The 23,320-nt window shown below is 70.5% G+C and carries 14 protein-coding genes and 3 pseudogenes; 10 read left to right on the top strand and 7 right to left on the bottom strand.

Features of this window, described 5'->3' with window-relative positions; translation table 11 throughout:
• Positions 1 to 404 precede the first annotated feature (404 nt).
• The 3 genes and pseudogenes from ACIBK3_RS42560 to ACIBK3_RS42550 all read left to right on the top strand — a co-directional run bounded on the left by ACIBK3_RS42560 (position 405) and on the right by ACIBK3_RS42550 (position 2,977).
• Positions 405 to 659: an SMI1/KNR4 family protein gene (locus ACIBK3_RS42560; RefSeq protein WP_399373666.1), complete on the top strand. Its 255-nt coding sequence runs from the start codon at positions 405 to 407 to the stop codon at positions 657 to 659.
• A gap of 48 nt (positions 660 to 707) precedes the next feature.
• Positions 708 to 1,474 (top strand): annotated as a pseudogene (locus tag ACIBK3_RS42555) (transposase).
• 126 nt (positions 1,475 to 1,600) lie between these two features.
• A complete protein-coding gene (locus tag ACIBK3_RS42550) occupies positions 1,601 to 2,977 on the top strand; it encodes an IS1380 family transposase (RefSeq protein ID WP_399373658.1) in 1,377 nt (458 codons plus the stop codon).
• Positions 2,978 to 3,210: 233 nt separating this feature from the next.
• Here the strand turns inward: ACIBK3_RS42550 and ACIBK3_RS42545 are convergent, their stop codons facing one another.
• From ACIBK3_RS42545 to ACIBK3_RS42525, 5 genes are all read right to left on the bottom strand, one after another.
• On the bottom strand, positions 3,211 to 6,042 hold the full coding sequence (locus tag ACIBK3_RS42545) for a glycosyl hydrolase family 95 catalytic domain-containing protein (protein ID WP_399373656.1): 2,832 nt from the start codon (positions 6,040 to 6,042) through the stop codon (positions 3,211 to 3,213).
• 188 nt (positions 6,043 to 6,230) lie between these two features.
• Positions 6,231 to 6,671, bottom strand: coding sequence for a hypothetical protein (locus ACIBK3_RS42540; RefSeq protein WP_399373655.1), 441 nt, complete (start codon positions 6,669 to 6,671; stop codon positions 6,231 to 6,233).
• Positions 6,672 to 7,203: 532 nt separating this feature from the next.
• Complete coding sequence (gene istB / locus ACIBK3_RS42535; protein ID WP_399373653.1) at positions 7,204 to 8,013, bottom strand: IS21-like element helper ATPase IstB; 810 nt, start codon at positions 8,011 to 8,013, stop codon at positions 7,204 to 7,206.
• Positions 8,010 to 9,032 (bottom strand): Mu transposase domain-containing protein, encoded by a 1,023-nt coding sequence (locus ACIBK3_RS42530; protein WP_399373652.1) that lies wholly within the window; start codon positions 9,030 to 9,032, stop codon positions 8,010 to 8,012. The genes istB and ACIBK3_RS42530 overlap by 4 nt, the downstream gene beginning before the upstream one ends.
• A 653-nt stretch (positions 9,033 to 9,685) precedes the next feature.
• Entirely contained in the window at positions 9,686 to 10,636 is a 951-nt protein-coding gene (locus ACIBK3_RS42525; RefSeq protein ID WP_399373650.1) for a CPBP family intramembrane glutamic endopeptidase, read from the bottom strand.
• A gap of 469 nt (positions 10,637 to 11,105) precedes the next feature.
• On the opposite strand from ACIBK3_RS42525, the pseudogene ACIBK3_RS42520 reads away from it, so the two are divergent.
• Positions 11,106 to 11,556: pseudogene (locus tag ACIBK3_RS42520) on the top strand (helix-turn-helix domain-containing protein); the annotation flags it as partial.
• Between the two features lie 344 nt (positions 11,557 to 11,900).
• On the opposite strand, the gene ACIBK3_RS42515 reads toward ACIBK3_RS42520, so the two are convergent.
• Positions 11,901 to 12,041, bottom strand: coding sequence for a hypothetical protein (locus ACIBK3_RS42515; protein WP_399373648.1), 141 nt, complete (start codon positions 12,039 to 12,041; stop codon positions 11,901 to 11,903).
• 915 nt (positions 12,042 to 12,956) lie between these two features.
• Between ACIBK3_RS42515 and ACIBK3_RS42510 the strand changes: the two genes are divergently transcribed.
• The 4 genes from ACIBK3_RS42510 (at position 12,957) to ACIBK3_RS42495 (ending at position 20,645) form a co-directional block, all read left to right on the top strand.
• Complete coding sequence (locus ACIBK3_RS42510) at positions 12,957 to 14,831, top strand: FAD-dependent monooxygenase (protein WP_399373647.1); 1,875 nt, start codon at positions 12,957 to 12,959, stop codon at positions 14,829 to 14,831.
• Positions 14,831 to 17,695: an AAA family ATPase gene (locus ACIBK3_RS42505; protein ID WP_399373646.1), complete on the top strand. Its 2,865-nt coding sequence runs from the start codon at positions 14,831 to 14,833 to the stop codon at positions 17,693 to 17,695. Before ACIBK3_RS42510 ends, ACIBK3_RS42505 begins: the two co-directional genes overlap by 1 nt.
• A gap of 548 nt (positions 17,696 to 18,243) precedes the next feature.
• The gene (locus ACIBK3_RS42500) at positions 18,244 to 19,122 is read left to right on the top strand and encodes a hypothetical protein (RefSeq protein WP_399373644.1); all 879 of its coding nucleotides are present in this window, start codon (positions 18,244 to 18,246) and stop codon (positions 19,120 to 19,122) included.
• A 101-nt stretch (positions 19,123 to 19,223) separates the two neighbouring features.
• Complete coding sequence (locus ACIBK3_RS42495; protein ID WP_399373643.1) at positions 19,224 to 20,645, top strand: NAD(P)/FAD-dependent oxidoreductase; 1,422 nt, start codon at positions 19,224 to 19,226, stop codon at positions 20,643 to 20,645.
• A 113-nt stretch (positions 20,646 to 20,758) separates the two neighbouring features.
• On the opposite strand, the gene ACIBK3_RS42490 is transcribed toward ACIBK3_RS42495, so the two are convergent.
• A complete protein-coding gene (locus ACIBK3_RS42490) occupies positions 20,759 to 21,352 on the bottom strand; it encodes a helix-turn-helix domain-containing protein (protein WP_399373642.1) in 594 nt (197 codons plus the stop codon).
• A gap of 50 nt (positions 21,353 to 21,402) precedes the next feature.
• Here ACIBK3_RS42490 and ACIBK3_RS42485 point away from each other — a divergent pair.
• Both ACIBK3_RS42485 and ACIBK3_RS42480 read left to right on the top strand, forming a co-directional pair.
• Positions 21,403 to 21,749 (top strand): annotated as a pseudogene (locus ACIBK3_RS42485) (hypothetical protein); the annotation flags it as partial.
• Between the two features lie 269 nt (positions 21,750 to 22,018).
• Positions 22,019 to 23,005, top strand: a complete 987-nt coding sequence (locus ACIBK3_RS42480; RefSeq protein ID WP_399373640.1) for a helix-turn-helix domain-containing protein — start codon at positions 22,019 to 22,021, stop codon at positions 23,003 to 23,005.
• Positions 23,006 to 23,320: the final 315 nt, after the last annotated feature.

Below are 23,320 nucleotides of genomic sequence, written 5' to 3'. Positions count from 1 at the left end.
CCATCGTCCTCGCCGCCCTCAAGGCTCGGGTCCTCGCCCAAACCGGCGAGCCTCACGACAAGATCAAGACGACAGGTTAATGATCTGCAAGCCCTAAGGGCTGTCCCGTAACTGATCTTCGTGCCGTCCATGAGGGGGTGGTGGGGTCATACTGATGACTTCGCCAGGAGCGCCAGACGTCGCTCGTGGGCTCTCTTGAGCACCTGATCGCCGACAAGCCTGTGGAGGCCGATCCCACCGTGTGGACCGAACTGGTCGCTGCCTCTGCCCGGCCCGGTGGTGTTCCATCCTCCAGCCTCGGAATCATCACTGCTCAGGTGCGCCGCAGTCCTGAGGCATCCGCTGCCTGAGGACCTTGCGGGATTGCTTCGGGAGAGTGATGGCATCGAGGGGAGGCAGGTCTCATCTGGCCGGCTGAGCGGATCGCCACGGAGAACAGCACTCTGCGTGGGGATAGGGAGCTCGCCGAGCTTTACATGCCCTTCGATCCGCTGCTCTTCTTCGCGGACGCAGGGAACGGGGACCTGTTCGCTCTCCTCCCCGGGCTGAAGCGCCCCGATGTCTTCGCCTGGAATCATGAGGATGACAGCCGCACTTGGGTTGCACCGAGCCTGGCCAAGTATTTGGAGTGGTGGCTGACCGGGCGGATCTCGTTGTAACTGCCACGCGCTCGCCGACCTCCTATGGTACGGTGACATGATCATGGTGTGACTGCTGTGATCACGGCGTCTAAGCCGTCCTGGATAGCCCCGTTCACCGGGCTGAGCCCACGCAATTTCGGGAAGTTGATGACCGCCCTGCGCCGCGAGGGAGCGGATCTGGCACGGCGGGGCCGGCCCTGGGGGTTGCCGCTGGAGGATCGGGTGCTGATGGTCGCCGCGTACTGGCGAACGAACCTGACCATGCGCCAACTCGCCCCGTTGTTTGGCGTATCGAAATCGGCGGCTGACCGGATCATCGACCACCTCGGCCCGCGCCTCGCGCTCCAGCCTCGGCGCCGGTTCGCGAAGGACACCGTGCTGATCGTGGACGGCACCCTGGTGCCCACCCGCGACCACAGCATCGCCGAGCAGTCCAAGAACTACCGCTACTCCACCAATCACCAGGTCGTCATCGACGCCGACACCCTCCTGGTCGTCGTGATCGGCAAACCCCTGCCCGGCAACCGCAACGACTGCAAGGCGTGGGCGGAATCCGGCGCGAAGGCCGCCGTGGGCAAGACCCTGACGATGGCTGACGGCGGCTATCCGGGCACCGGGCTCCTGATGCCCCACCGCCGAACCCCGGGCGAGGAGTTGTCCGAGTGGAAGCAGGAGCAAACCGCTCGCACAAGCAGGTCCGGGCCCGCGTCGAGCACGTCTTCGCCCGGATGAAGACATGGAAGATCCTCCGCGACTGCCGCCTCAAGGGCGACGGCGTCCATTACGCCATGTTGGGTATCGCCCGCCTGCACAACCTCAACCTCGCCGGATAAACGCCCGGTTCCCACAGGAGCCGCGGGTGTCCGATGCTTGATCAAATAAGTGAGGAGCGCGTCTGACCTGGGACGATGGGACTTGTCTAGGGTCCATGTCGTCGTCAGGAAAGCTGCACTCCTCAGGTGAAGAGGAGTACCGGGTCGTACCCCCGTGTCCGTGTCGAGGGCGGGGGCCGGGGAGCGGTTTCCCAGGCTGGCTCCGTGCTGCTGGCGGAGACGGTCCGCAAGACCGGGCTGGACACGGCGATATCGGCGGCGTTGGCGCCATGGTGCAAGCAGCGGGCGGTGCATGATCCGGGCAAGATCCTGCTGGATGTGGCGCTCGCGGTGGCGCTGGGCGGGGACTGTCTGTCCGATGTCTCCATGCTGCGGGCCGAGCCGGCGGTGTTCGGGCCGGTGGCCTCCGACCCGACCGTCTCCCGACTGGTCGACACGCTTGCCGGCAGTGAGAAGCGCGCGTTGGCCGCGATCCGCCGGGCCCGCGCTCAGGTCCGCGAACATGTATGGGCGTTGGCCGGGGAAGCCGCCCCCGACCAGGGTGGACAGGCGATCGTGGACCTGGACGGGGTGCTGGTGATCGCGCACTCGGACAAGCAGGACGCCGCGGCGACTTGGAAGCGGACGTTCGGCCACCATCCGATCATGGGGTTCGTCGACCACGGGGCGGGCGGCGCCGGTGAGCCGGTCGCGGGCCTGCTCAGAGCGGGGAACGCGGGCAGCAACACCGCCGCCGACCACATCACCGCCACCCAGCTGTCCCTGGCCCAACTCCCGAAGCGTTTCCGGCGCGGGCGCCGCACCCTGATCCGCACCGACTCCGGCGGCGGCACCCACGAGTTCGTCAACTGGCTCGCAGCGCGGGGCCGGTGGCTGTCGTACTCGGTCGGCATGGCCATCACCGACACCATTCACCAGACCGTGCTGAAGGTCCCGGCATCGGCCTGGACCCCGGCCGTCGAGCCCGGCGGCGAGGTCCGCGACGGCGCCTGGGTGGCCGAGATCGGCGGGGACTGCCTGCAGGGGTGGCCGAAGGGGATACGGCTGATCGTCCGCAAGGAGCGCCCGCACCCCGGAGCCCAACTGCGCTTCACCGACGCCGACGGCATGCGCCTGACCTGCTTCGCCACCAACACTCCCGGTGCTGCCATCGCCGGGCTCGAACTGCGCCACCGCCAGCGCGCCCGCTGCGAGGACCGCATCCGGGACGCCCGCTCCACCGGCCTGCGTAATCTTCCCTTCCACGGCCTCGCCCAGAACCAGATCTGGCTGGAGATCGTCCAGCTCGCCCTGGACCTGCTGGCCTGGATGCCGATGCTCGCCCTGACCGGCAAGACCCGCCGCTGGGAACCCAAGAAGCTTCGCTTCCGCCTGTTCTCAGCCGCCGCGCAACTCGTCACCACCGGCCGCCGACGCTACCTCCGCCTCGCGGCGCACTGGCCCTGGACCGACGTGATCACCGCAGCGGCCGACCGGCTCCAAGCCCTGCCGAACCCCGGCTGACCAGCACCCTCGAATCCCTGCGGACAGCGTCACCCCACCGGAGCAGTGGAACCCGGCGCCCACCCGACGCGACAGCCGGGCCATCAACCTGCCCACGACCAACCCACAAGAGAGAAACGGCCCGCCGGAGAAACCGACGGACCGTCATGCAAGATCGAGGCTAGTGCCGTACATGGAACCGATCACCTCGACGAGTTCGTCGCCGCCGGTCCGTGCGCGCCGTGGTGTCGACATCAGCCCACTGCGATCCGCTGCCAGTGCTGGCTGATGTCGCCGGTGTCGGTCTGCTGGGTGATGCCGGCCAGGTCCGACGTCGAGTCCTGACTGACCCCCATCACCTTGCCGCTGCGGACGCACACCAGCTTGACGTAGCCGTCGCCGGCGTCAGCGAGCGTCCACTCCTGGTTCGTGCTTGTGTTGGCGGGCCACTGGATGATGGCGGTGCCGTCGGCGGTGTTGCCGCCTTTGACGTCGGTGACCAGGCCGGAGTTGACGTTCGTGATCGTGTAGCCGGTTGCGGCCGGGGCGAACTTCCACTGCTGGTTCGGCGAATTGCGCAGCGTGTACTGGATCAGGGCGGTGCCGGCGGTCGTCGACGATCCGGGAACGTCGATCGCCTTGCCGCTGCGGCGGTTGACCAGGTTGAAGACCGTCGCGCGCGGAGGGGGGGTGACCGTGACGGTGCCACCGCTGCCGACGGTCACCGCCCGGGACCAGGCGCCGAACTTCACGGTGGTGCCGGCGCCGGGCGTGCCGTGCAGGGTCGCCGTGGTCACCTGCCCACCGGACCATGCCATGTCCAGCGTCATCGCGCCGCGGACCGGGACGCCGGTGACGCTGCCGGCGGCCGACCAGGCGTCCGGGAGCGCGGGGAGCAGCTCCACCAGGCCCGGGCGGTTGTAGACCAGCATCTCGATCATCGCGCTGGGAGTGCCGAAGTTGGCGTCGATCTGGAACACCGAGCTGCTGCCGAAGCTGTACATGTCGAAGAAGTTGATCGCTGTCCCGTTGCTGAAGTTCACCGAGGGCTGCAGCACGGTCGTCACCGCCTGGTAGGCCATGCCCGCGTTCTTCAGCCGTGCCCAGCACAGCGCGCGCCAGGCCATGCCCCAGCCGAACGAGTTCATGCCCCGCGCGGTCAGCAGGTTGGTGATGCCGGTGAGCAGCGCCGCCGGGCTCTGGTCGGCGGTGATGCGGTCGCCGGGGAACAGGCCGGCCAACGGCGACAGGTGACGGTGGGTGATGTCGGAGGTGTCGAGGTTGTCCGGCGTCATCCACTCCTCGAGCCAGCCGGTGGTGGGGCTGACCTGCGGCAGGTAGAGGTTCGCCTGGAGGCCGGCGATGGTGGCGGCGTAGGCGGAGTCCTGGTTCAGCTTCGCCGCGGCCGCGGTGTAGTTCTGGAAGAGCTGCCAGACCAGTTCCTGTGCGTAGGTGATGCCCTTGGCGTTCCTCGGCCCGTGCTCGGGCGACCAGTCGGCGTCGTCGATCAGCTTGCCGGTGCCGGGATCCGTGATGAGCCGGGCCTCCCAGAACTGGCAGGCGCCCTTGAGCAGCGGGTAGATCCGCTGCAGGTAGCTGGCGTCCAGCGTGAACTCGTAGTGGCTGTACAGGGTGTTGGCCAGCCAGGCGTTGCCGGCCGGGTGCCACCACCACCCGCCGCCGCCCCAGGTGTTGGTGCTGATCGCGACGGTCCAGCCCGCCACCTTGCCGCTGCTGTTCCGGAACCCGTTGGTCGAGCTCTGGAACAGGCTCTGGGTCGTGGCCGTCCACCCCGGCAGCTGCGCGACGCAGTAGTTCGCGAACGCGTCGAAACAGGACCCCAGCCCGGCCCGGTCGGGCAGCCAGTAGTTCATCTGGACATTGATGTCGGTGTGGTAGTCGCTCATCCACGCCGGATTGTTGTTGTCCAGCCACAGCCCCTGCAGGTTCGTCGGCAGCGACCCCCGCGAGCCGGTGATGGTCAGGTACCGGCCGAACTGCAGGTAGGACGCCTCCAGCTCCGGGTCCGGCGCCGCACCGGACGCGGCGCGCGCCGTGAGCCGGGAGGGGGTGTCCATGGCGCGCTGCGCGGCGCTGGAGGCCCCCAGGTTCACGGTCGTGGCGTTGTACAGCGCCTGGTAGTCCACGACATGGGTGGCCAGCAGCGAGTCGCCGCTGACGCCGGCGACGGCGTTGGCCTTGGCGAGGGCGACGGACAGCGGGTTCAGGGTGCTGTCCTTGTAGCCGACCGTGCGGTCCGGCTTGTAGTTCGTCCCGCCGGAGAACACGAGGATCACCTCGCTGCACGACGTGAAGGTGACACTGCTGCCGGAGACCGCGACCGTGCCGCCGGTGGCGGTCACTGCGACCGCGCACGCGTACTTCAGACCGTTGGCGAGCGTGCCGCTGAACGAAGCGGTGGGACCTGCCGAATCGGCGCTGGTGGTCTCGCCGTGCGTGCCGCTGAGCGAGACGCTGCCGGTGTAGCTGCCGCCGCCGCTCTGCTTGAGCCGCACGATGAGCACGTCGTCCGGGTTGCTGGAGTAGACCTCACGCGTGTACGTGACCCCGTTGTACTGGTAGGACGCTGACACATACCCGTTGCTGAGGTCCAGCACCCGCTGATAGCCGGTGACGGCCGACAGCGCGTGCGCCGGGACGGAGACGCGCGCCTGGGCCAGCGACTGGTACGAGCCGAAGTTGTTGACGCCGTAGGGAAACTGGCCGTCGCTGCCGAGGCTGGCGTTGGCGCCCCCGGTCCACAGCGTGATGTCGGTCAGGTAAAGCGCGTCCGACGCCGGGTCGCCGGTCACCATCGCGCCGAGGCGCCCGTTCCCGACCGCCAGTCCCTCCTGCATGATGTTCGCCGCGCTGCCTGGCGAGGTGTACCGGAGCCGGGTGGCGGTGGCCGGCGGGACCAGCGTCAGCGTACCGGGCCGGGTCACGGCCTGCGCCTTCGAGGTGAAGACCGGGAGCCCGCTGATCGCGAGGGAGGCGCCCAGCAGCCCGCCGAGCTTCAGCAGGGAGCGGCGGTCGACCCCCGACCCGAGCCCGGATGAATCACCGGGGAGTGACGCAGTGCTCATGTGCTGTCCCTGCTCTTGGCGGGCGGTGCGTGGCGGCCAAGTTTCACAGAGGTCCTATGTTTTAACAAGAAGTTTCCGCGGCTTGCGCGATTCACGCGTGGAATGGACCAAAGCTTGGGCGCCTTGAACGCACCACTGGTCGGATGGTTATCGCGATCTGCGAAGAATCCCGGCTCCGACCGGAGCGATCACGAGCCGAGCGCGACACCGCTGCCCACACCGCCGGCGATCAGCGCCCCGACCGCTGTCATTCGGTCGTTCGCGCGGGCCGAGTAGATGAGCGAGCGCGGCGTGCTCGGCGGCGGCCCGACGATGAGGCGGCCCTGCCGCCGCTGGGCCTCTTGCAGCGACTGTGTGACGGTGACGCCGAGGAACAGGACGCCCTGAGGTCCGGCGAAGGTCCCGATCGATTCCATGCGGATGTCCAGACGTTGTTGAGCGATCCGACTGATGAGCGAGGGATCGTTCAGCGTGATGGTCCGAGCGACGGCCAGGGAGACATGTGGCCGGTGTCTGGGACGGGAGTTAGTCGTCGGGCTGACCAGTCCGTGCCGGTCCAATTGGTCTCGCAGGCTCTCGACCGCTGCGCTTGCGGCGGCGTCGAGAAACATCACTATCGCTTCGGCCATGGAGCGCAACGATGTCAGAGGGCTTCGCGGTGGCGAGGTCTTTTTCTCCAGGCGGGCCCGCAGGGGTGGTGGGCCCGCCTGGCAGTCGTTGGGTTCAGCCTCGGCGCATGGGGATCACGTCCGGGACTGCGGCGGGCAGTGAGGGACGGGCTGCTTCGGGGGTGGCCAGCAGGGCGACGATGGTGACCGGCTGGACAGTTGCGGGTTGCGGCAGGTGGCAGGTCCGCCGAGGCCGGCGGTCGTAGCGCCGGGCGGGATGGGGGGCGGGGGGCGCGTGGTGGCTGGGGCGTTTCGCCCATACGGAGGGCTCGTTCCTGGTCGCGTTCGGACGCTGGGGTGCGAGGTGAAGTCGTCCTGGCAGACGGGGCAGGTTTTGACGGTCAGGGTCAGCTCGGGTAGCTGATTGCTGGCGCGGCAGGCCGGTGCGCAGTAAGTCTGCCGGGTGCCGGGCTCGGGGGCGAACTCCACCTTGCAGGAAGGGCAGATGCGGGTGGCGACGGCAGGCTGGGGGACGGTGGCGGCGGGTGCGGAGTCATGAGACACGGGCGTTCACCCCCGCGCGCAGGGTCCCGGCCTGGTTGCGGTGGCCGCGCAGCCGGTAGGACGGGCCGTCGATCCCGGCGACCGCGGCCCGGTGCAGGAGCCGGTCGAGCATGGCCGCCGCGACGGTGGCGTCGCCGAAGGCGCCGGCCCAGTCGGCGATCCCGACGTTGGTCGTCAGAATCGTGCTGGATTTCAGATACCGCTGGTTGATCACCTGGAACAACGCGGACGCGCCGTCCTCGGGCAGCGGCAGATAGCCCAGTTCGTCGATGATCAAAAGCTTCGGGCCGGCGAAGAAGTTCATGCACGTCTTCCACCGACCCTCCAGCGCGGCCTTGTGGCAGCGGGCGGCCAGATCGGCGGCCGTGGTGAAGTAGACGCGGTTCCCGGCCTCGACCGCAGCCCGCCCGAGCGCTACGGACAGCATGGTCTTGCCGACCCCGGGCGGCCCGACGAACAGCACGTTGGACGCGTCGTCCAGGAACCGCAGGGCGGCCAGGTCCCGGATCAGCTTCTCATCGACGCCGGGCTGGGCGGCGAAGTCGAAATCGGCCAGGGTCCACAGCTCGGGCAGGCAGGTGAACCGTTCCCGGGCCGCCAGCCGACGGGCCTCGGTGGCCTCGACCTCGATCTCCAGCAGCCGTTCCAGGGCCGCGGTCAGCGACATCCGCTCGGTGCGGGCCTGGTCCAGCACCCGGTTCAATGCCTCGGCGGCGTCATTGAGCTTGAGATAGGACAGGTGGCCTCGCAGCTGCTGAAAGCGGCGCGCTTCGCTCACCCGCATCGGTGACGTACTCAATCGGTGTTCTCCTCCTCGGAGTTGGGAGCGGTCCGCAGCCGGTCGGCCACGGCGGCATAGTGGGACAGGTCGATCACGACCCGTTCGGCCGGATCAGCTGCGGCGGCCCGGCCGCGCAACCGTTCGGCCTCGGCAAGCGCGGCCTGCGACGGGGGTCGGCGGACCTTGGTCTTGCAGGGCGCCCGGTCGCTGAACGAGGCCAGCACGGCTCGCTCCAGCGCGATGACGTGCCCGGCGTCGCGGATGGTCTGGCCGGCCCCGCGCGGGGCCCGACGGTGCTGGGCGACCACCGCCCTGCCGGCGGTGACGATGTGGAGGTAGTCCTCGCCGAGCCGGTGCACCACGCGGACCTGTGCGCCCGCCAGGCTCGGAGGAACCGAGTAGAAGTTCCCGTCGAAGGACACCAAGCTCTGCGGGCTCACCGTCCGCTCGGCTTCCAGCTCGGCCGGGAACGGCCGCACCGGGATATCCAACAGCGGCTCAGCAGCGGCAAGTTCACCGACTGTGACCTTGAGTCCGTCGGCGACACGGCGGCGCTCGTCCATCCGGACGGAGAGTTTGTCGATGCCGGACTGGGCCTGGAAGACGGTTAGGGCGTCGGGGACCGTGCGCCACCAGCGTTGTGCGGCTGAGTGGTTGGCCTTCTCCACCACGCCCTTGCGGTTGCCGCGACGCGGCGGGCAGATGTCCACTCCGACCCCGTAGTACTTGGCAACCCACGGTTCGCAGTGCGGGCGGACCTGATAGCGGCGAAGTGCACGGGTGAATGTCGAGTATCCGCCCTCATAGCCCAGCCTGCTGACCTCGTCGAACAGCGTCGACGCCCATAGATGCGGGTCGTCCGCCAACCGCTGACGGCAGTAGTCCAGGAACGGAACGAACGCATCCGGGCTCGGATGGCGAAGGCCCGGGACCTGCTCGCCGTTCAGATAGGCGCGGATCGTCTTGCGGTCACGGCCCAGATGCCGTGCGATCGCCGGGATCGTCCATCCCTGGCGACGCAGTGCATGAGCATCCACGTCTTCCTCCCGCGTGAGCATCCGGGCCCCCGAACAGGCCGACCTTGTAGCTCACGCAGGCTCTCCACCAGCACAAACCCGCATCCCGACACGCCGATCCAGATCACACAGAGCGACCAACAAGATCACACGAAGGGTGAGGAGATCATCAGAGCAGGTTTGTCCCGCCGCTGAGCACCAGGTGGGGAAAATCAAAGAGCGTCATCACCCCGCGACATGGCGCGTGCTCCTTGCGGTGCCTGCGGGGTCATGTCGCTGCCTGGGCCAGGGCCACGCTGACCCGGGGCACGCGGGACGCGGAGAGCGGGGACGGCCACCGCTCTCCGCGTCGGTCGCTCACCGGTGCCGCCTGCCGGACGAGAGCTCGGACCAAGCTCGCGCGGAGGCGGTCCCCCGGCTGCTTCAGGTCCGCCCTCCCGGTACGGGAGGGGAGGGTTCGGGCACCGAGAACGTCCGGTGGACCGGGCCGGTGGGTGCAGCCGCGGCGCGGCTTCGGCGATCCGGCGGTCGAGGGCCGCGCCGCCGGTACTTCCCCGCGTCCCGTCCGCCGAGCACACCAGGTGGGTCCCCGGCCGTACCCGGCCGTCGCCCTCGCCACCTCGCCCCGGACCCCGCTGCGCCGAAGGCGCCTCGTCGCCATGTCCCGAAGCCCGTCACAGCGTCCGGCCCCTCAGTGCGTGGGCACTGGACGCCGGCGGGCAGCCGAGCCGACCCCGGGTGGCGACGAGCAGGACGAGGGCGCCGACCATGGAGCTGAGCAGGAAGGCGTGCGCCGCGTTCCCGGAGGACAGCCACGGGAACATGCCCGACCAGGCGATGGAGAAGAAGTTGTTGACACCGCAGTGCAGCAGCATGACCAGCGGCATGCTCTCGCCGGAGCGGTTGAACACCCAGGTCATCACGAAGCTGAAGGCGATCGTGGTGCCGACGAACTCCACCGGCGCGGTCCAGGTCACGTCCGGGTAGCCGCCCCACTCGGTCAAGAACAGCGGCAGGTGCCAGACGCCCCAGAGGGGACCGACGACGAGGGTGGCGACCACGGGTCCGTAGCGGTGCTGGAGGCGGGGCATGGCGAACTCGCGCCAGCCGGGCTCCTCGGCGAGACCGGTGGTGATCAACTGCAGGATCAGGCCGGGCAGGTACGCGGCGAGCACCGTTGCGGACGGCATCAGGGGGCCGCGGTCGCCCAGCGCTGCCGAGGAGAGGGTCAGCGCCGCGGGCACCGAGAGGAGAACCACGGCGTACCAGCGCCAGTTGACGCGGAACTTGGTCATCCGGCCCCGCCAGGCCCGCAGTCCGGCGCGTCCCTCGGTGACGGCGGTCACCAGGAGGGCCGATCCGATCGGGCCCAGGTAGGCGCCGGGCAGGACGCCGGAGAGCTGGGTGGTGCCGCCCACCGCGGGGAAGGCGAAGTGCCAGAGGCCCAGACCGTTCTCGGACAGCACGTACGGTGCCCAGGCCGCCCAGCTCAGCAGCATGGCCAGCGAGAAGAACCAGGTCACGGGGTGGCGGCGGATGCTGCCCCGCAGGCCGGTGGCGCGGTCCTCACGGTCGCCCTTGCCGACCGGTTCGGTCTCGATGCTGACGGGTGCCTGGATACTCACGGCGATGTCCTCTCGGCGGTGCTGGCGTGACGTGTTCAGCACATCAGTTGCGCCTCCGGCGGGCATTGCCGTGCGTACCCCAAGCAGGGGTACAGCAGGCTGTACCCCCAGGCGCCGTGCCGCTTCGAGGCGGGCGTCCCCCTCCGAGGTGGTGACACGCCTGACCTGAATCCGCTCGAGAACTCCGGTCCGGCTGCGACGGGTCACCACGGCCGAGACCGGTGACGCTCGGACCGGCCGTGGCCGGCCCGTCCCGCGGACGGCGCCGGGGACGCGGCACCATCGACGGGCCGGGAGGGGACGGGCCGGGCCGGGTCCAGCCCCAGCCCAGCACGCCGACAAGACGGCATGTGAGGGGTACAAAAGATCCCTGGGTCAGAAGGTCCTTACTGTCTGAGGCGGCGGGAGCCCTGCTGGTCCACGTCGGCGGCCGACCGGGCAGCCCGCTGGGAAAGGAAGGGGGGAGGCCATGGCGGACCGGGCGCAACTGGCGGAGTTCCTCCGCTCCAGGAGGGAAGCGCTCCAGCCGGAGGACGTCGGCCTCCGGCGTGGCCCGCGCCGCCGTACCGGTGGGCTGCGCCGTGAGGAGGTGGCCGCCCTGTGCGGTATGTCGGCCGACTACTACAGCCGGATCGAGCAGCAGCGCGGACCCCGTCCGTCCGCGCAGATGCTCGCCGCGATGGCGCGCGGGCTGCACCTCTCGCTCGACGAGCGGGACCACCTGTTCCATGGCCGGGTACACCGTTCCACAGCGGGCACTGCGCACCGATCACATCAACCCGGGGATGGTGCGGATCCTGGACCGCCTCGAGGACACCCCGGCGCTGGTGATGACGCGTCTCGGCGAGACGCTGCGGCAGACCCGTCTGGCCAAGGCGCTGCTCGGCGACCGGACCCGGTTCACCGGCCTGCACCGCAGCACGGTCTCTGGGCACGGCCGTCCCCGATGGTCTCGCGTGTTCTCGGTCGGAGCACGGGATCAGACCAAGGCCGTGTTCAGGGATGTTCCAGGTGCCGTCGAGGAGCCGGGCGATGTCGTCCGGCTGGTAGTGGTCGGCGGGGTCGAAGTGGTTCTCATGACATCGGGTCAGATCCGCGAGGGCATGGGTGGCCAACAGCAGCGTGCCTTCGGGGGCGACGGCGTCCAGCAGGCCGCGCAGCGTCGCGTGGCCCGGCCGCCGCAGGAGCGGGAAGTACTGGACGGATAGCAGGTCGAAGGCGCCCGCTGGGAGCGGCGTGGTGGTGAGGTCGGCCCGTGCCCATGTCACTGCGATCTGAGCCGGAAGGCACCTGGTCCGCGCGTTTCGAAGGGCGGCAGCGGGAACGCCCCACCGACCTGGACGTCCCACTCGCGCCGTAACGCGTCGAAGCCGCCCGGCCCGGTGCTCACGGCGGTGACGTCCACGGCGAACGTCCTGTGCCCTCCGCCGGTCCCCGGCTCAGTGCTTTCCCTGTTGTTCCTCACCTGTCGGTCTCCAGTCGCGGATGGCCGGTGACGGCGTCACCCCATCGCATGCGTCGTACTCACTGGCTTTGGCGGCGCGCACCAGCACGCCCGTTCCCCCCTGGCGCGGATGTTCCACTGCGCTGACGCTGCGGTACAAGCGTGGCCTGTGTTGATCTCCCTAGGGTGGGCGGTGAGGTCGGTCCCGGCGGAAGCGCGCGGAGGCCGGGTCGTGTCATGTGTGAAGCGGACGGACAGCAGCTCAGGTCCACTGCCGTACCACACTTCGCCGGTTCGCCATGTCGCCATCCGGTTGTCCCGGCCCCGCTCTCCGGCACCTTCTCCGGTCCGCCCTGAACACATGAAAGGAGCCATGACCGGATCATGCGTCGCGCCGGTACCGCTCCGCCACAGCTCTGCTGGTCCTGGGACCAACAGGGCCAGGCAGGAGCCGGTGCGGACGTCCATACTCGGCCCGTGGACGATCACATCGGTGACTTGCACCATCGTGGACCTGAAAAAGACATCACCCGGGGGGAGAGCGGCGAGGAAGTGCTCGCAATGGCTGGGTCAGCACGCGATCGCTGGTGAGCGAGACCCGGCCACGCAGACGTCCGAGACATGTATGCGGTGCACACCATGTTCCGCGCACACCATGTTCCACGGTCAACTCGGCCTCGCACCCGATCTCGTACGAGCCGTCGCGGACCAGGACAGGACATGTCCCGGTGCCGGCCTCGCCCTGGACTCCTGACAGCCACAGACCGGCCGCGCAGAGCCCACCCCCTAAGCGGGCTCCGTGGTCAGCCGGGGCCGCCGTCCCCGAGCCCCCCGACGGGAGGGCGGCCCCGGCACCCAGAAGAGAGCACGATCACCATGGACATCGATGTCGTCGTCGTGGGAGCAGGCCCGACCGGGTTGATACTCGGATGCGAACTGGCGCTGGGCGGCGTACGCACCCTGCTCCTGGAGCGTCGCACCACGCCGCGGCGGGAGCCGCGGGCCGTGACTCTTCATCCCCGCAGCCTCCAACTGATGGACCTGCGGCGGCAGGCCGCTCGCTTTCTCGCCCTCGGTGAGCCGCTCCCGGGCCGGCACGACGCCGCTTCCCACACCCCGTTCGACGCCGGCCCGCTCCCCGGCCGCCACGCTCTCGCCCTCACCCAGGCGCGCACCGAAGCCGTGCTGGAGGAGCGTGCCCACGAACTCGGCGTGGACGTTCTGCGCGGACACGAAGCGGTCGGCCTCTGTCAGGACGCGGACGGCGTCGAGGTGGAGGTACGCGGTCCCGAGGGGATCCGCTTCCTGCGTGCCCGCTTCGTCGTCGGGTGTGACGGCGGACGCAGCTTCGTACGGCAGGCCGCCCGCATCGACTTCCCCGGCACCGATGCGACACTGACCGGCAGCGACTTCGGCGTCGCCGAGCCCCGCCGGCTCGCCCGGTTCGACAACACGAGCCGTGTCGCGGCCAGTTACCGTTCCGGCCGCGTCCTGCTGGCCGGTGACGCCGCCCACATCCACGTCCCGGCAGGCGGGCAGGCTCTCGACGCCGGCCTCCAGGACGCCATCAATCTGGGCTGGAAGCTCGGGGCGGAGGTGGGAGGTTGGGCGCCGCCCGGACTGCTCGACAGCTATGACCGCGAGCGCCGGCTCCTCGGGCGCTCGACGACCGAGCCCGTCGAAGCACAGACCGCGCCGGGGCGACTCGTCCCGCGCCGGCGGCGACCGATGGACACCTTCGCCGACGACCCCCTCCAGCTGGACGAGTCAGGTCGGCGCACTGCCGGAGCCTCCGCTCTCGATGTGGCATATCCTCCCGCCGACGCGGAAGCCGACCCACTGGTGGGCCGGCGCATGCCCGACGTCGCACTGACGGCGAGAGGGTCGCAAGCCCTGCGCGTTTACGAACTCACCGGGCACGGCGATTTCGTACTGCTGGACTTCGCCGAGGACCCGGAGCCGGGCCCGACCGTCGCGCACCGGTGGGGTTCCCGCGTGCGCACCGCGACCGTGACCTGGCACCAGGCACGTGAAGACCTGGATGGCGTCGCGGAGATCCTCGTACGGTCCGACGGACATGTCGCCTGGGCCACCAGGACCTCCGACATCCCCCGACGACGTGAGCAGCGAGCCCGTGCCCTGGCGGCCTGGGCCGGCCATGCGAGCCGGCGGCCGCATCAACCACCGGAGCCGTCGGAGACATCTGAGCGGCCGGAGCCGTCGGAGACATCTGAGCCGCCGCCGTCGCCCGAGCCGCCGGCGGCTCCGGAGCCCGCAGGGAAGTTTCGCGTGGTGGAGGGCGGTGCGTGGCGGCCCGCCAAGTCCGAGAACGCGCCGTCGCCCGCTCGCCGACGGCAGAGCCCACGGATGACCAGCCCAGGACAACCGGGACGCCCCCGCGGGGGCCTCTGCCCGGTCCCTGCCCGCCGAACCCGCCCCAACCCGGGCTGCCCGCCTGTCCGCGTACCGGCCGTCACCCACCCCACCGCAACGGAGCCCGACACCATGACAGACACGACAACAGGAGCCCCAATGGCGGATGTTCGGGACATATGCGTCGTTCACTCAATGTTCCACCGTGAACTGGGCCTGGCTCCCGCTCTCATACGCGCCGTCGCGGACGATGACATCTCCCGCTGCCATGTCGTGGTGTCCCATCTCGGCATGCTGCCCGTCGTCGGCCGTCGCGCCTTCCGGTCGCACGCGAAGAAGGTCCACGGCACTCCGACCCCGCCTCGCGGCCACCGCTGATGCACGCCTGCGGGGCTGTGGCAGTGCCGGGCGCGCCGGAGCGCCGGGAGGCGCGCGAGTTGATCGCAGCCGAGGCCGAGCGCGCCCGGGGCGGTGCCGGCCGGCTGGTGCTGCTACGGGGGGCCACCGGCACCGGCCGGACCACCGTGCTGGAGGCCGCCGCCGAGGACGCGGCCGCCCAGGGCATGCGTGTGGTGCGCGCCCGCTGCTTCCCGGACGACACCGCCCGGCCGTTCGCGGCCGTTCTCCGCCTCCTCGGCGCCGAACCGGAGGCCGACGAGCCCTTCTTGGCAGAGGAGGAACGCGGCAGCGGCGCACGGCTGTGGCGGCTGCTGCGCTCGTACGCGGCCGAGGCCCCGCTGCTGGTCGCGGTGGACGACGTGCACCTTGCCGACGGCCCCTCCCGCGGCTGGCTGGTCGAGACCGCCCGGCGCATCGACCGCTTACCCGTCCTGCTGGTGGTGACCGAGCGCAGCCAGTACGACGTCCAACCGCCCTCGGCCGGACTGACCCACTCCCTCTCGCCCTCCCTGGTCCGCGCGCACACCCTGGCCTCGCTGTCCGCCGACTCGGCGGAACAACTGGTGCGTTCGGCCTTCGCGTACGCCTCCCGGCAGTGGGTGGACAGCTGTGTACGGGCCGGCGCGGGCAGCCCGCTGCTGCTGCGCGCCCTCCTCGACGACCTTGCCACCGCCTTCCCGACGGCCGTTCCGGATACCTGTGCGGCGCTGTACCCGGGGGCGTACGCGGCGGCCGTCTCCTGGTGGCTGGACAGCGCCGGACCCGCGACGGCGGAGGTGGCCCGGGCGCTGGCGGCGCTGGACGAGAGCTGGGACGAGAGCTGGCACGAGGGATCGGACCGGAGCGGGACGGGCGGGGCTCCGGACAACTCGCGTCACGCCCTCGCCGGGATGCTCGCCGAGATGGCCGGGGCCGACCCCGCCCGGGTCTCCGGCTGGCTCACCGCGGCGACCCTGCTGGGTCTGCTGCGCCCCGACCCCACCGGGCGCCCCCGCTACGCCCACCCACTGCTGCGTGACGCCGTGCTCGCCGGCTGGTCCGCGGCGCGACGGCAGGCAGCCCACCGGAGCGCGGCCGAGGCGATGCTGCGCCGGGGCGAGAGGAACGAGGTGGTGGCCGGGCAGCTGCTGCGGGCGGACACCATCGGCTCCCCGTGGGCCCTGGGAGTCCTGCTGGACTCCGCGGCCGGAGCCGTGCACGCCGACCGCGCCGAGGACGCCGTCGCCTATCTGCGCCGGGCCCTGCACGAGCCGCTGCCCGACGCCCGCCGACAGCGACTGCTCACCCAACTGGGTTCCCTGGAGTACGTCTTCGTACGCTCCTCGACCGGGATCGCGCGGCTCGCCGAGGCGCTGTGGCTGCCGGGCGAGCCGGAGGAACTGGTGCGCGCGGCCATCGCGCTCGGCACGGCGCTCGCCGACCAGGGTATGGTCCGCGTCGCCATCGAGATCCTGCGCGGCCTGGACGACCGGCTGACCGACCGTCCGGACCTGGCACGCACCGCGCATACGGCCTGTGCACTCCTGGCCGACCAGGATCAGCCGGTCCGCCAGGAGGTGTACCGGAAACTGAAGGAGACGGCCGAACGCTCTCCCGTACTGGTCGGCACCACCGGTCAGGCACTCCTCGTACGGTATGCCGCGTCCGCCGGACGGACCTCGGCGGACGCGGCGATGGAGCGGCTGCGCGCCCTGCTGGCGCGGCCCGCCGATCGGCTCACCGAACCCTTCCTGCTGGCCGCGGCCGCCGCCGTCGCCCAGTGGGCCGACGAACTCGACGAGGCGACCCGCCTCGTGGAGCGCGGACTGGCCGGCCGCCGTCCCACCCTGCTGCACCCGACGCACCAGGCGCTGCTGAACGTACGTGCCGACATCGCCGCCGCTCGCGGCGACTACCCGTGGCTGCTGGCCCAGGCCGCGCTCCGGCCGAGCGGTGAGCCCACCGGGACCCGGGGTGGACCGGCCGCCGGCGGTGCCGGTCGGGCCGACGAACCCGGACCGACCAACCTCACGGCCCATGCCCTGGTCGCGCTGGTGGAGACCGGCCGCCTGGAGGAGGCCCGGCGGCTCGTGGACGGCTTCGACCCCCAGGAAGCGCCGGACTCCTGGGAGCTGAACCGGTTCCTGTACGCACGAGGCGTCCTGCGGGCCGCCACGGACGACCCGGCGGGCGCCTTGCACGAATTCCTGGAGTGCGGACGCGGCCAGTCGGCCCGTGACGTGGTCAGCCCGGTCGTCACACCGTGGCGGACGGCCGCCGCGGAGTGCTGGCTGACGCTCGGCCGGCGGCGGGAGGCCCTGACACTGGCCGAGGAGGAACTGCGGCTGGCGCGGGTGTGGAACACGCCGCGCACGGTGGGCCGTTCGCTGCGCGTGCTGGGCGCGGCGACCGGCGGGCCGCGCGGCCTGGAACTGGCCGGTGAGGCGGTACGGGTGCTGCGGAACTCCTCGGCGGACACGGAACTGGTCTCTGCGCTGATCACCCGGGGCCGACTGCTCACCGCCGCCGGGGAACGCGCCCGCGCCCGCGACTGCCTGCGTGAGGCGGCCGAGCACGCCGAACGGATCGGCGCGGTCAGGCTGTGCGCTCTCGCGAAGGAGGCGCTGCGGGAGGGCGGCGCCCGCCGTACCTCGACGAACCTCACCGGGTCGCAGTCCCTCACGGCAGGCGAGCGCCGCATCGCCGAGCTGGCGGCCGCCGGGCGGACCAACGCGGAGATCGCCGGCTCGCTGCACCTTGCCCGCCGCACGGTGGAGACCCATCTGACCCACGCCTACCGGAAGTTGGGGATCCGGCGGCGGGGAGAACTGGGGAGGGAGCTGGGCGGGGAGGCGGATGGCTAGTGTCCTGGTCGCGATTTCGCTGCGTAGGTCAGTGCTGGTTCGGGATGGTGGCCAGGTGGTGAGGACGGGACGTCCGAAGGCCGAGTCGGTGCTGACCGATGACGAGGGCGAGACGTTGACGCGTTGGGCGAGACGCCGGACGCCCTCTGTGGACGGCTGCTTGGAGTAGAGCCTGCTGTACGACGCCCCGGCCACTGACCGGATGGTCGCCGTCGGCCCCCTTGCATACCGTTTTCCGACATGGCGACCACCGCCCGGCCGTCGCCACCGCGCCACACGAACAGGAGGAGAGCAGCGTGAGCAACGAACGTCGGGCCGCTCCCCGAAGCGGCTCCACGGGCGGGGTGGCCACAGCGCCTCGACGGTGATCCGGACCGATTCCGGGCAACCGCCTGAGCAGAGGCCCGTGGAGCCAATGGGCCGCTGGTCGCGAACCCCCGCGGACGGCGTGTCGGTGTCTCGCGTGCCCCGCACCGAGCGTTCACGCATCCGCCCTTCCCCTCCGCACGGCACCCCTTCCCTGCCGGCTTTCATCAATGAGGTATCCGATGAGCGTGTCAACTGGCCTGTCCGCCCTGCTCGGTGGAGCTGCCACACTGATCCTGGGCAGACGCAAACCCACCCCCGCGCAGATCCCTCTCACCGGGCCGGGCACCAACCGGCGCAAGGCGCTGGAGACGGTCGCCCTCGGCCTGCAGGCCGTGGCCGCCCGCCCGCACGCCGCCCGCCCCCTCCCCGCCGTCCACGCCGTCGTCTACTCGGGGAGCCAACTGACCTTGCGGCTCGCCGACGCCCACCCGCACGCACCCGCACCCTGGACCGCAGACGCCTCCGGAAAGGAATGGTGGGTCCGGACGGCCGATCTGCGTCAGACCGGCACGGGGGCCGACGGCCCGGCTCACCCCTACTCCTTGACCGTCACCCTCGGCCTGCATCAAGGCGACCGAGTACTGGTGGACCTGGCGCAGCTGCCGGGAGCGATCTCCCTGACCGGAGACGACCATGACATCCTGCGCTTCGCACAGACCATCATCACCGAACTGATCTCGGGACCCGTCGGCGTCCACGCCCAGGTCGTCCTGGTGGGCTCGGCTGCCACCCCCTCGGTGACCGAAGGACTCGGCACACGTTCCGCCCGCTTGCGCACCGCGGCCACCCGTGACGTCGCCCTCTCCCACACAGACGACGCGCCCCCCGCGCCGGCACCCGCAGACGCCGCTACGGACACCCGCCGCCTCTTCGTCGTCACCGCGGCCCAGTTCCGCGACGGCAGTTGGGAGAACGCCGTCATACCCACCACGGACGCCCTCTTGGTCCTCGGTCACATCCCGGACCCGGCCCACCACTTGGAAATCAACCCCGACGGCTCCTTGAACACCGGCCGACTGAGCCTGCCCATCGACGCCCACACCGCCTGTCTTCCCTGACCCGCCGCGTCCCCCTGCGCGCCGCGGTGGGGAGTGAGCGTTCGTCGCGCAGCGAAAGTGCGGCTCGACCCAACAGCCGAGGAAAAGCAGGAGAGTTCGAGATGAAGCATGTCGTAGTGCTGGGGGCCGGGCCGACGGGCCTGGTGACCGCGATGCTGCTGGCCGCCGAGGGCATACGGGTCACTGTGCTCGACCGTGACCCCTGCCCGCCGGACGGCGGCGCCGAAGCCGTCTGGCGGGACTGGCGACGGCCGGGGGTCAGCCAGTTCCGGCACAGCCACTGCGTTCAGCCCGGAGGAGCGCGCCAGTTGGCCGCCGAACTCCCCGGAGCCGTGGACCGCATCCTCGCCATGGGAGGGCGTCCCCACTACAACGTGATCGCCGGGGCGTGGGACGTGGCGGCCACCGGGCCGAGGCAGCCGGAGGACGCCCGGTTCGAGACGATCGCCATCCGGCGGCCGCTGCTGGACGTGGCCCTGCTGGCTCAGGCGCGGGAGACGCCCGGCATTTCCGTGCGGCACGGTGTCAAGGTCACCGGACTGCTGACAGGGGAGGCACAGACCGCGGTACACCCCCACGTGACCGGTGTGCTCACCCAGGACGGCGAGCGGTCGGCGGCCGACCTGGTGGTCGACGCGGCAGGCCGCAACTCCCCGGTGGCCGGGATGCTGGCCGGGATCGGCGCCGAACCCGAGGAACACCGTGTCGGAATGGGCTTCCGCTACTACACCAGGTACTTCCGCTCACCCGACGGCACCCTGCCCCGGCAGCCACCGTTGCCGCTGTGCCACCACGACAGCGTCAGCGTCGTCTCCGTCCCCGGTGACCGCGGCACCTGGGGCGTGTCGCTGGTGACGTCCGGACGCGACCAGGAACTGCGCGTGCTGGCCGACGCCGGAGCATGGCACCGAGCACTGAAGCTGTACCCATGGTTCGCGCACCTGGGCGAGGGGGAGCCGATAACGGGTGTGACCGCGATGGGCGGGTCCGACAGCCGGCGCCGGCGCCTCGTCGTCGACGGCCGGCCGCTGGTCACCGGGATCGTCCCGGTCGGCGACGCCTGGGGCACGATCAACCCGCAGTTCGGCACGGGCATCACGATGGGCTGGCGGCATGCCACAGCGCTGCGCGACGTCCTGCGCGTGGTCGGGACCGACGACCCCCTGCGGCTGGCCCTGATGCTCGACACGGTCACTGAGGGGAACCTCACGCCCGTATGGGAGAGGTTCGCTGCCTGGGACCGGAGCCGGCTTGCCGAGATCGACGCCGAGATACAGGGTGACGTCCGCACCACCGACGACGCCCACTGGAACCTGCAGATCGCCCTGGGATCCGCTCGCTGGAAGGACCCCGACATCCTGCGCGGCGTCGCCGACGTGGGCTGTCTGCTCGCCACCCCGCGGGAGGCCCTGGTGAAGCCCGGACTGGCGAAAAGGGCCGTCGAGCTGGCCGCCGGCGAACCCCGCTACGCCGAACCCGGGCCCACCCGCCGGGAACTGCTCACCGCCGTGAACGGCGCCTGAGCCCCCTCCCGACTCGGCTCCGGCACCTCGGTACGGTCACGGCCTGGGCGGGTGTGTCGATCAAACAGCTGATGGTGGTTGTTGCGTGGTCAGTTGTTGCTCGGGGACGTCCGTCATTCGCGAGTGCCCGGAGCGTCGTAGCCGCTGCCCTCGCGCTGGTGGCCGCGGCGGGCGTCGCGGTCGAAGATGCCCAGGATCTCGCAGGGCCCGCCCTCGGCGCCGATCGCGTGCGGCATCATCGTGGGGAACTCGGCGGCCTGGTTGGTCTCGATGCGGAAGCGGCGGTGGCCGAGCATGAGGGTCGCGGTGCCGGACAGGACGACGAGCCACTCGCGCCCCGGGTGGGCACGCATGCGCGCCGGGTTCTCAGGCGGTGGTTCGGTCATGCGCTGGCGCACCACGCTCATGCCGGGGTCACCCTTCACGGGCCAGCGCATCAGGCCGTGGGCGCTGTCGACCATCGCACTGGTCACCACGTCGTCGGTGGCGGTCTCCACGAGCTGATCCAACGTGGTGTCCAGGGCGCGGGCGAGAGTGACCAGCTGATCCAGTGCGAGGCGGCGCCGGCCGTTCTCGATACGGCTCAGTGAGGACTGGCTGAGGTGGGCACGCGTGGCCAGTTCCTCCAGGGACCAGCCCTGCGCCACCCGCAGAGCGCGGATCCGTTTGCGTACGAGGCTGTCCAGCTCTCCATCTTCTTGCGTCATAGGCAAGAGTGTATGCCTGTCGTGCAATGCGGGCTTAGCGTCGTGGGCAGATGGTCCGGAGCGTCTGGAGCCACGCACGAGGAAAGGGTTGGGGGGACCTTGATGTGACGACTTTTCCGTACGCGAGCGACGCACTGCCCGGCGAGACCGTCGACACGGGGGGATCGGCGGCGGTGCCGCGGGGCTGAACGGTGCGCTGATGCTCGCCCGCTCCCGCCGCTCGGTCGTCGTGATCGACAGCGGCACGCCACGCAACGCGCCGGCCGAGGCCATGCGCGGCTTCATCGTCCTGGACGGCACCCCGCCCCCCGAGATCCTTCGGCGGGGCCGGGAGCAGGTACGCCGGTACGGCGGCCACATCGTCTTCGGTGAGGTGGCCTCGGCCGAGCCCGCCGCCTAGCGCCGGAAGATCACCCGACCAGGAACTCCGTTCGATCCACACGTTTCAAGATCGGTTGAGATACGGCTGTGAGAACACATCAGCCCTGCCCCGCGACCGCTGACCTGCAGGCCACCTGTAGGAAGATTGGCACAGCGCCGACATGACCACGGCGCGTCCGCACGGAACACGAGCTCCACAGGATGGCGTTGAAGCAAAACATGCGAGGGGATCGGAGAGTGAACAGTACGGGAGCCGCGGTCGACCGCGTGCGCGGGGAGTTCTCAGTGGACTCGACCGACCCGGGCGCCGCACCACGGGGACTCGACGCCTTCCGGCGCGGGTGGGAGACGCAGATCGGCGACGATGTCTTCCAACTGCCGGCCTTCAGCCCGGACACGATCGGTGACTTCCGGGTCAAGGGCCACGTGGCCAAGGTGCACGGCGCGGCGATAGCCGATCTTCATGCCGCGTCGGCAACCCGGACCGCGGACGTCCCGGGCGCCGATCAGGATCTGGTGGCCATTTACGTAGTGCAGCGCGGCGCATGGACTCTGGGCGGCCGGCCCGGTTCCGGCGAACAGACCGTGTCGGACGGGCAGTTCCTCGTGGGGCACCTCGGCCGCCTGTCGGCCTTCGAGACGACGGCGCACCTCACGGCGAAGTTCCTCGTCCTGCCCCCCGGCGAGCTCAAACCCCTGCTCGGGAACCGGGTCATCACCGGGCCGGCGGACTCGGCCGAGATACGCCTGCTGACGGCCCTCACGGACATGATCCACCTAACTGTGGCCGGCCTCGACCCGACCGGTGTGGAAGCCGCCCAGGGCGCCCTGATCGAGCTGGCCAAGGCGGTGGCGAAGGGCAGGTTCGACGACGTGGAACCTCGGCTGGCTCCCGCGCTCACCCAGGCTGCGAAGGACCTCGCGGACCGCCGACTCGCTGATCCGGAGCTGTCTCCTGCGATGCTGGCGCGTGAACTCAACGTCTCCGTCCGTACGCTGCATCGGGCATTCGCCGCCGTGGGAGAGCAGGTGACCACCTACATCCGCCACCGGCGACTGCACGAGGCCCGGCTCGCCCTCACCGCGCCGTCAGGTCGCCTGAGTATCTCGGAACTCGCCGCACACTGGCAGTTTGCGGACAGCAGCCACTTCACCCGGACCTTCAAGAAGCACTATGGTCAGACTCCCACGGAGTACGCCCGTTCGACCCGAGCAGCCTCGCTCTCGCCGAACCGGCACCCGCCGGGCCACGGGTCGGCCGAAAGCAGGTGACCAAGGTGCGACCACAGTTCAGCGGATGCCGCCAACTCGTGTCCCGAGCAGGGCTGCGCTGCGGGCGGGCTGGGCATTTGACCGCGGCGGAATGTTGCGATGAGGGCGCGGGTCCTGGGTGACCTCGCCGGCGGTGCCCGTGGGACCCTTGGTCGTTTCATCGTTTCGGGGCCTCGGCGGTTCCCGGCGAGCTGAGAGGGGATCCACTGCCCCGTGGCTCACCGGTGGGTGGTGTTTGCTGCCCTGCCTTTGGCCGACCGACGACGGACCGGCGTCAGCTCCCCTCTTTCGCGCATGTGGCAGCCGACCACACAC

It is taken from the genome of Streptomyces sp. NPDC050287 (assembly GCF_044459385.1).
Taxonomy (GTDB): Bacteria; Actinomycetota; Actinomycetes; order Streptomycetales; family Streptomycetaceae; genus Streptomyces.
Note: the sequence above shows the minus strand (reverse complement) of the source record. Positions and strands in the feature narration are given on the sequence as shown.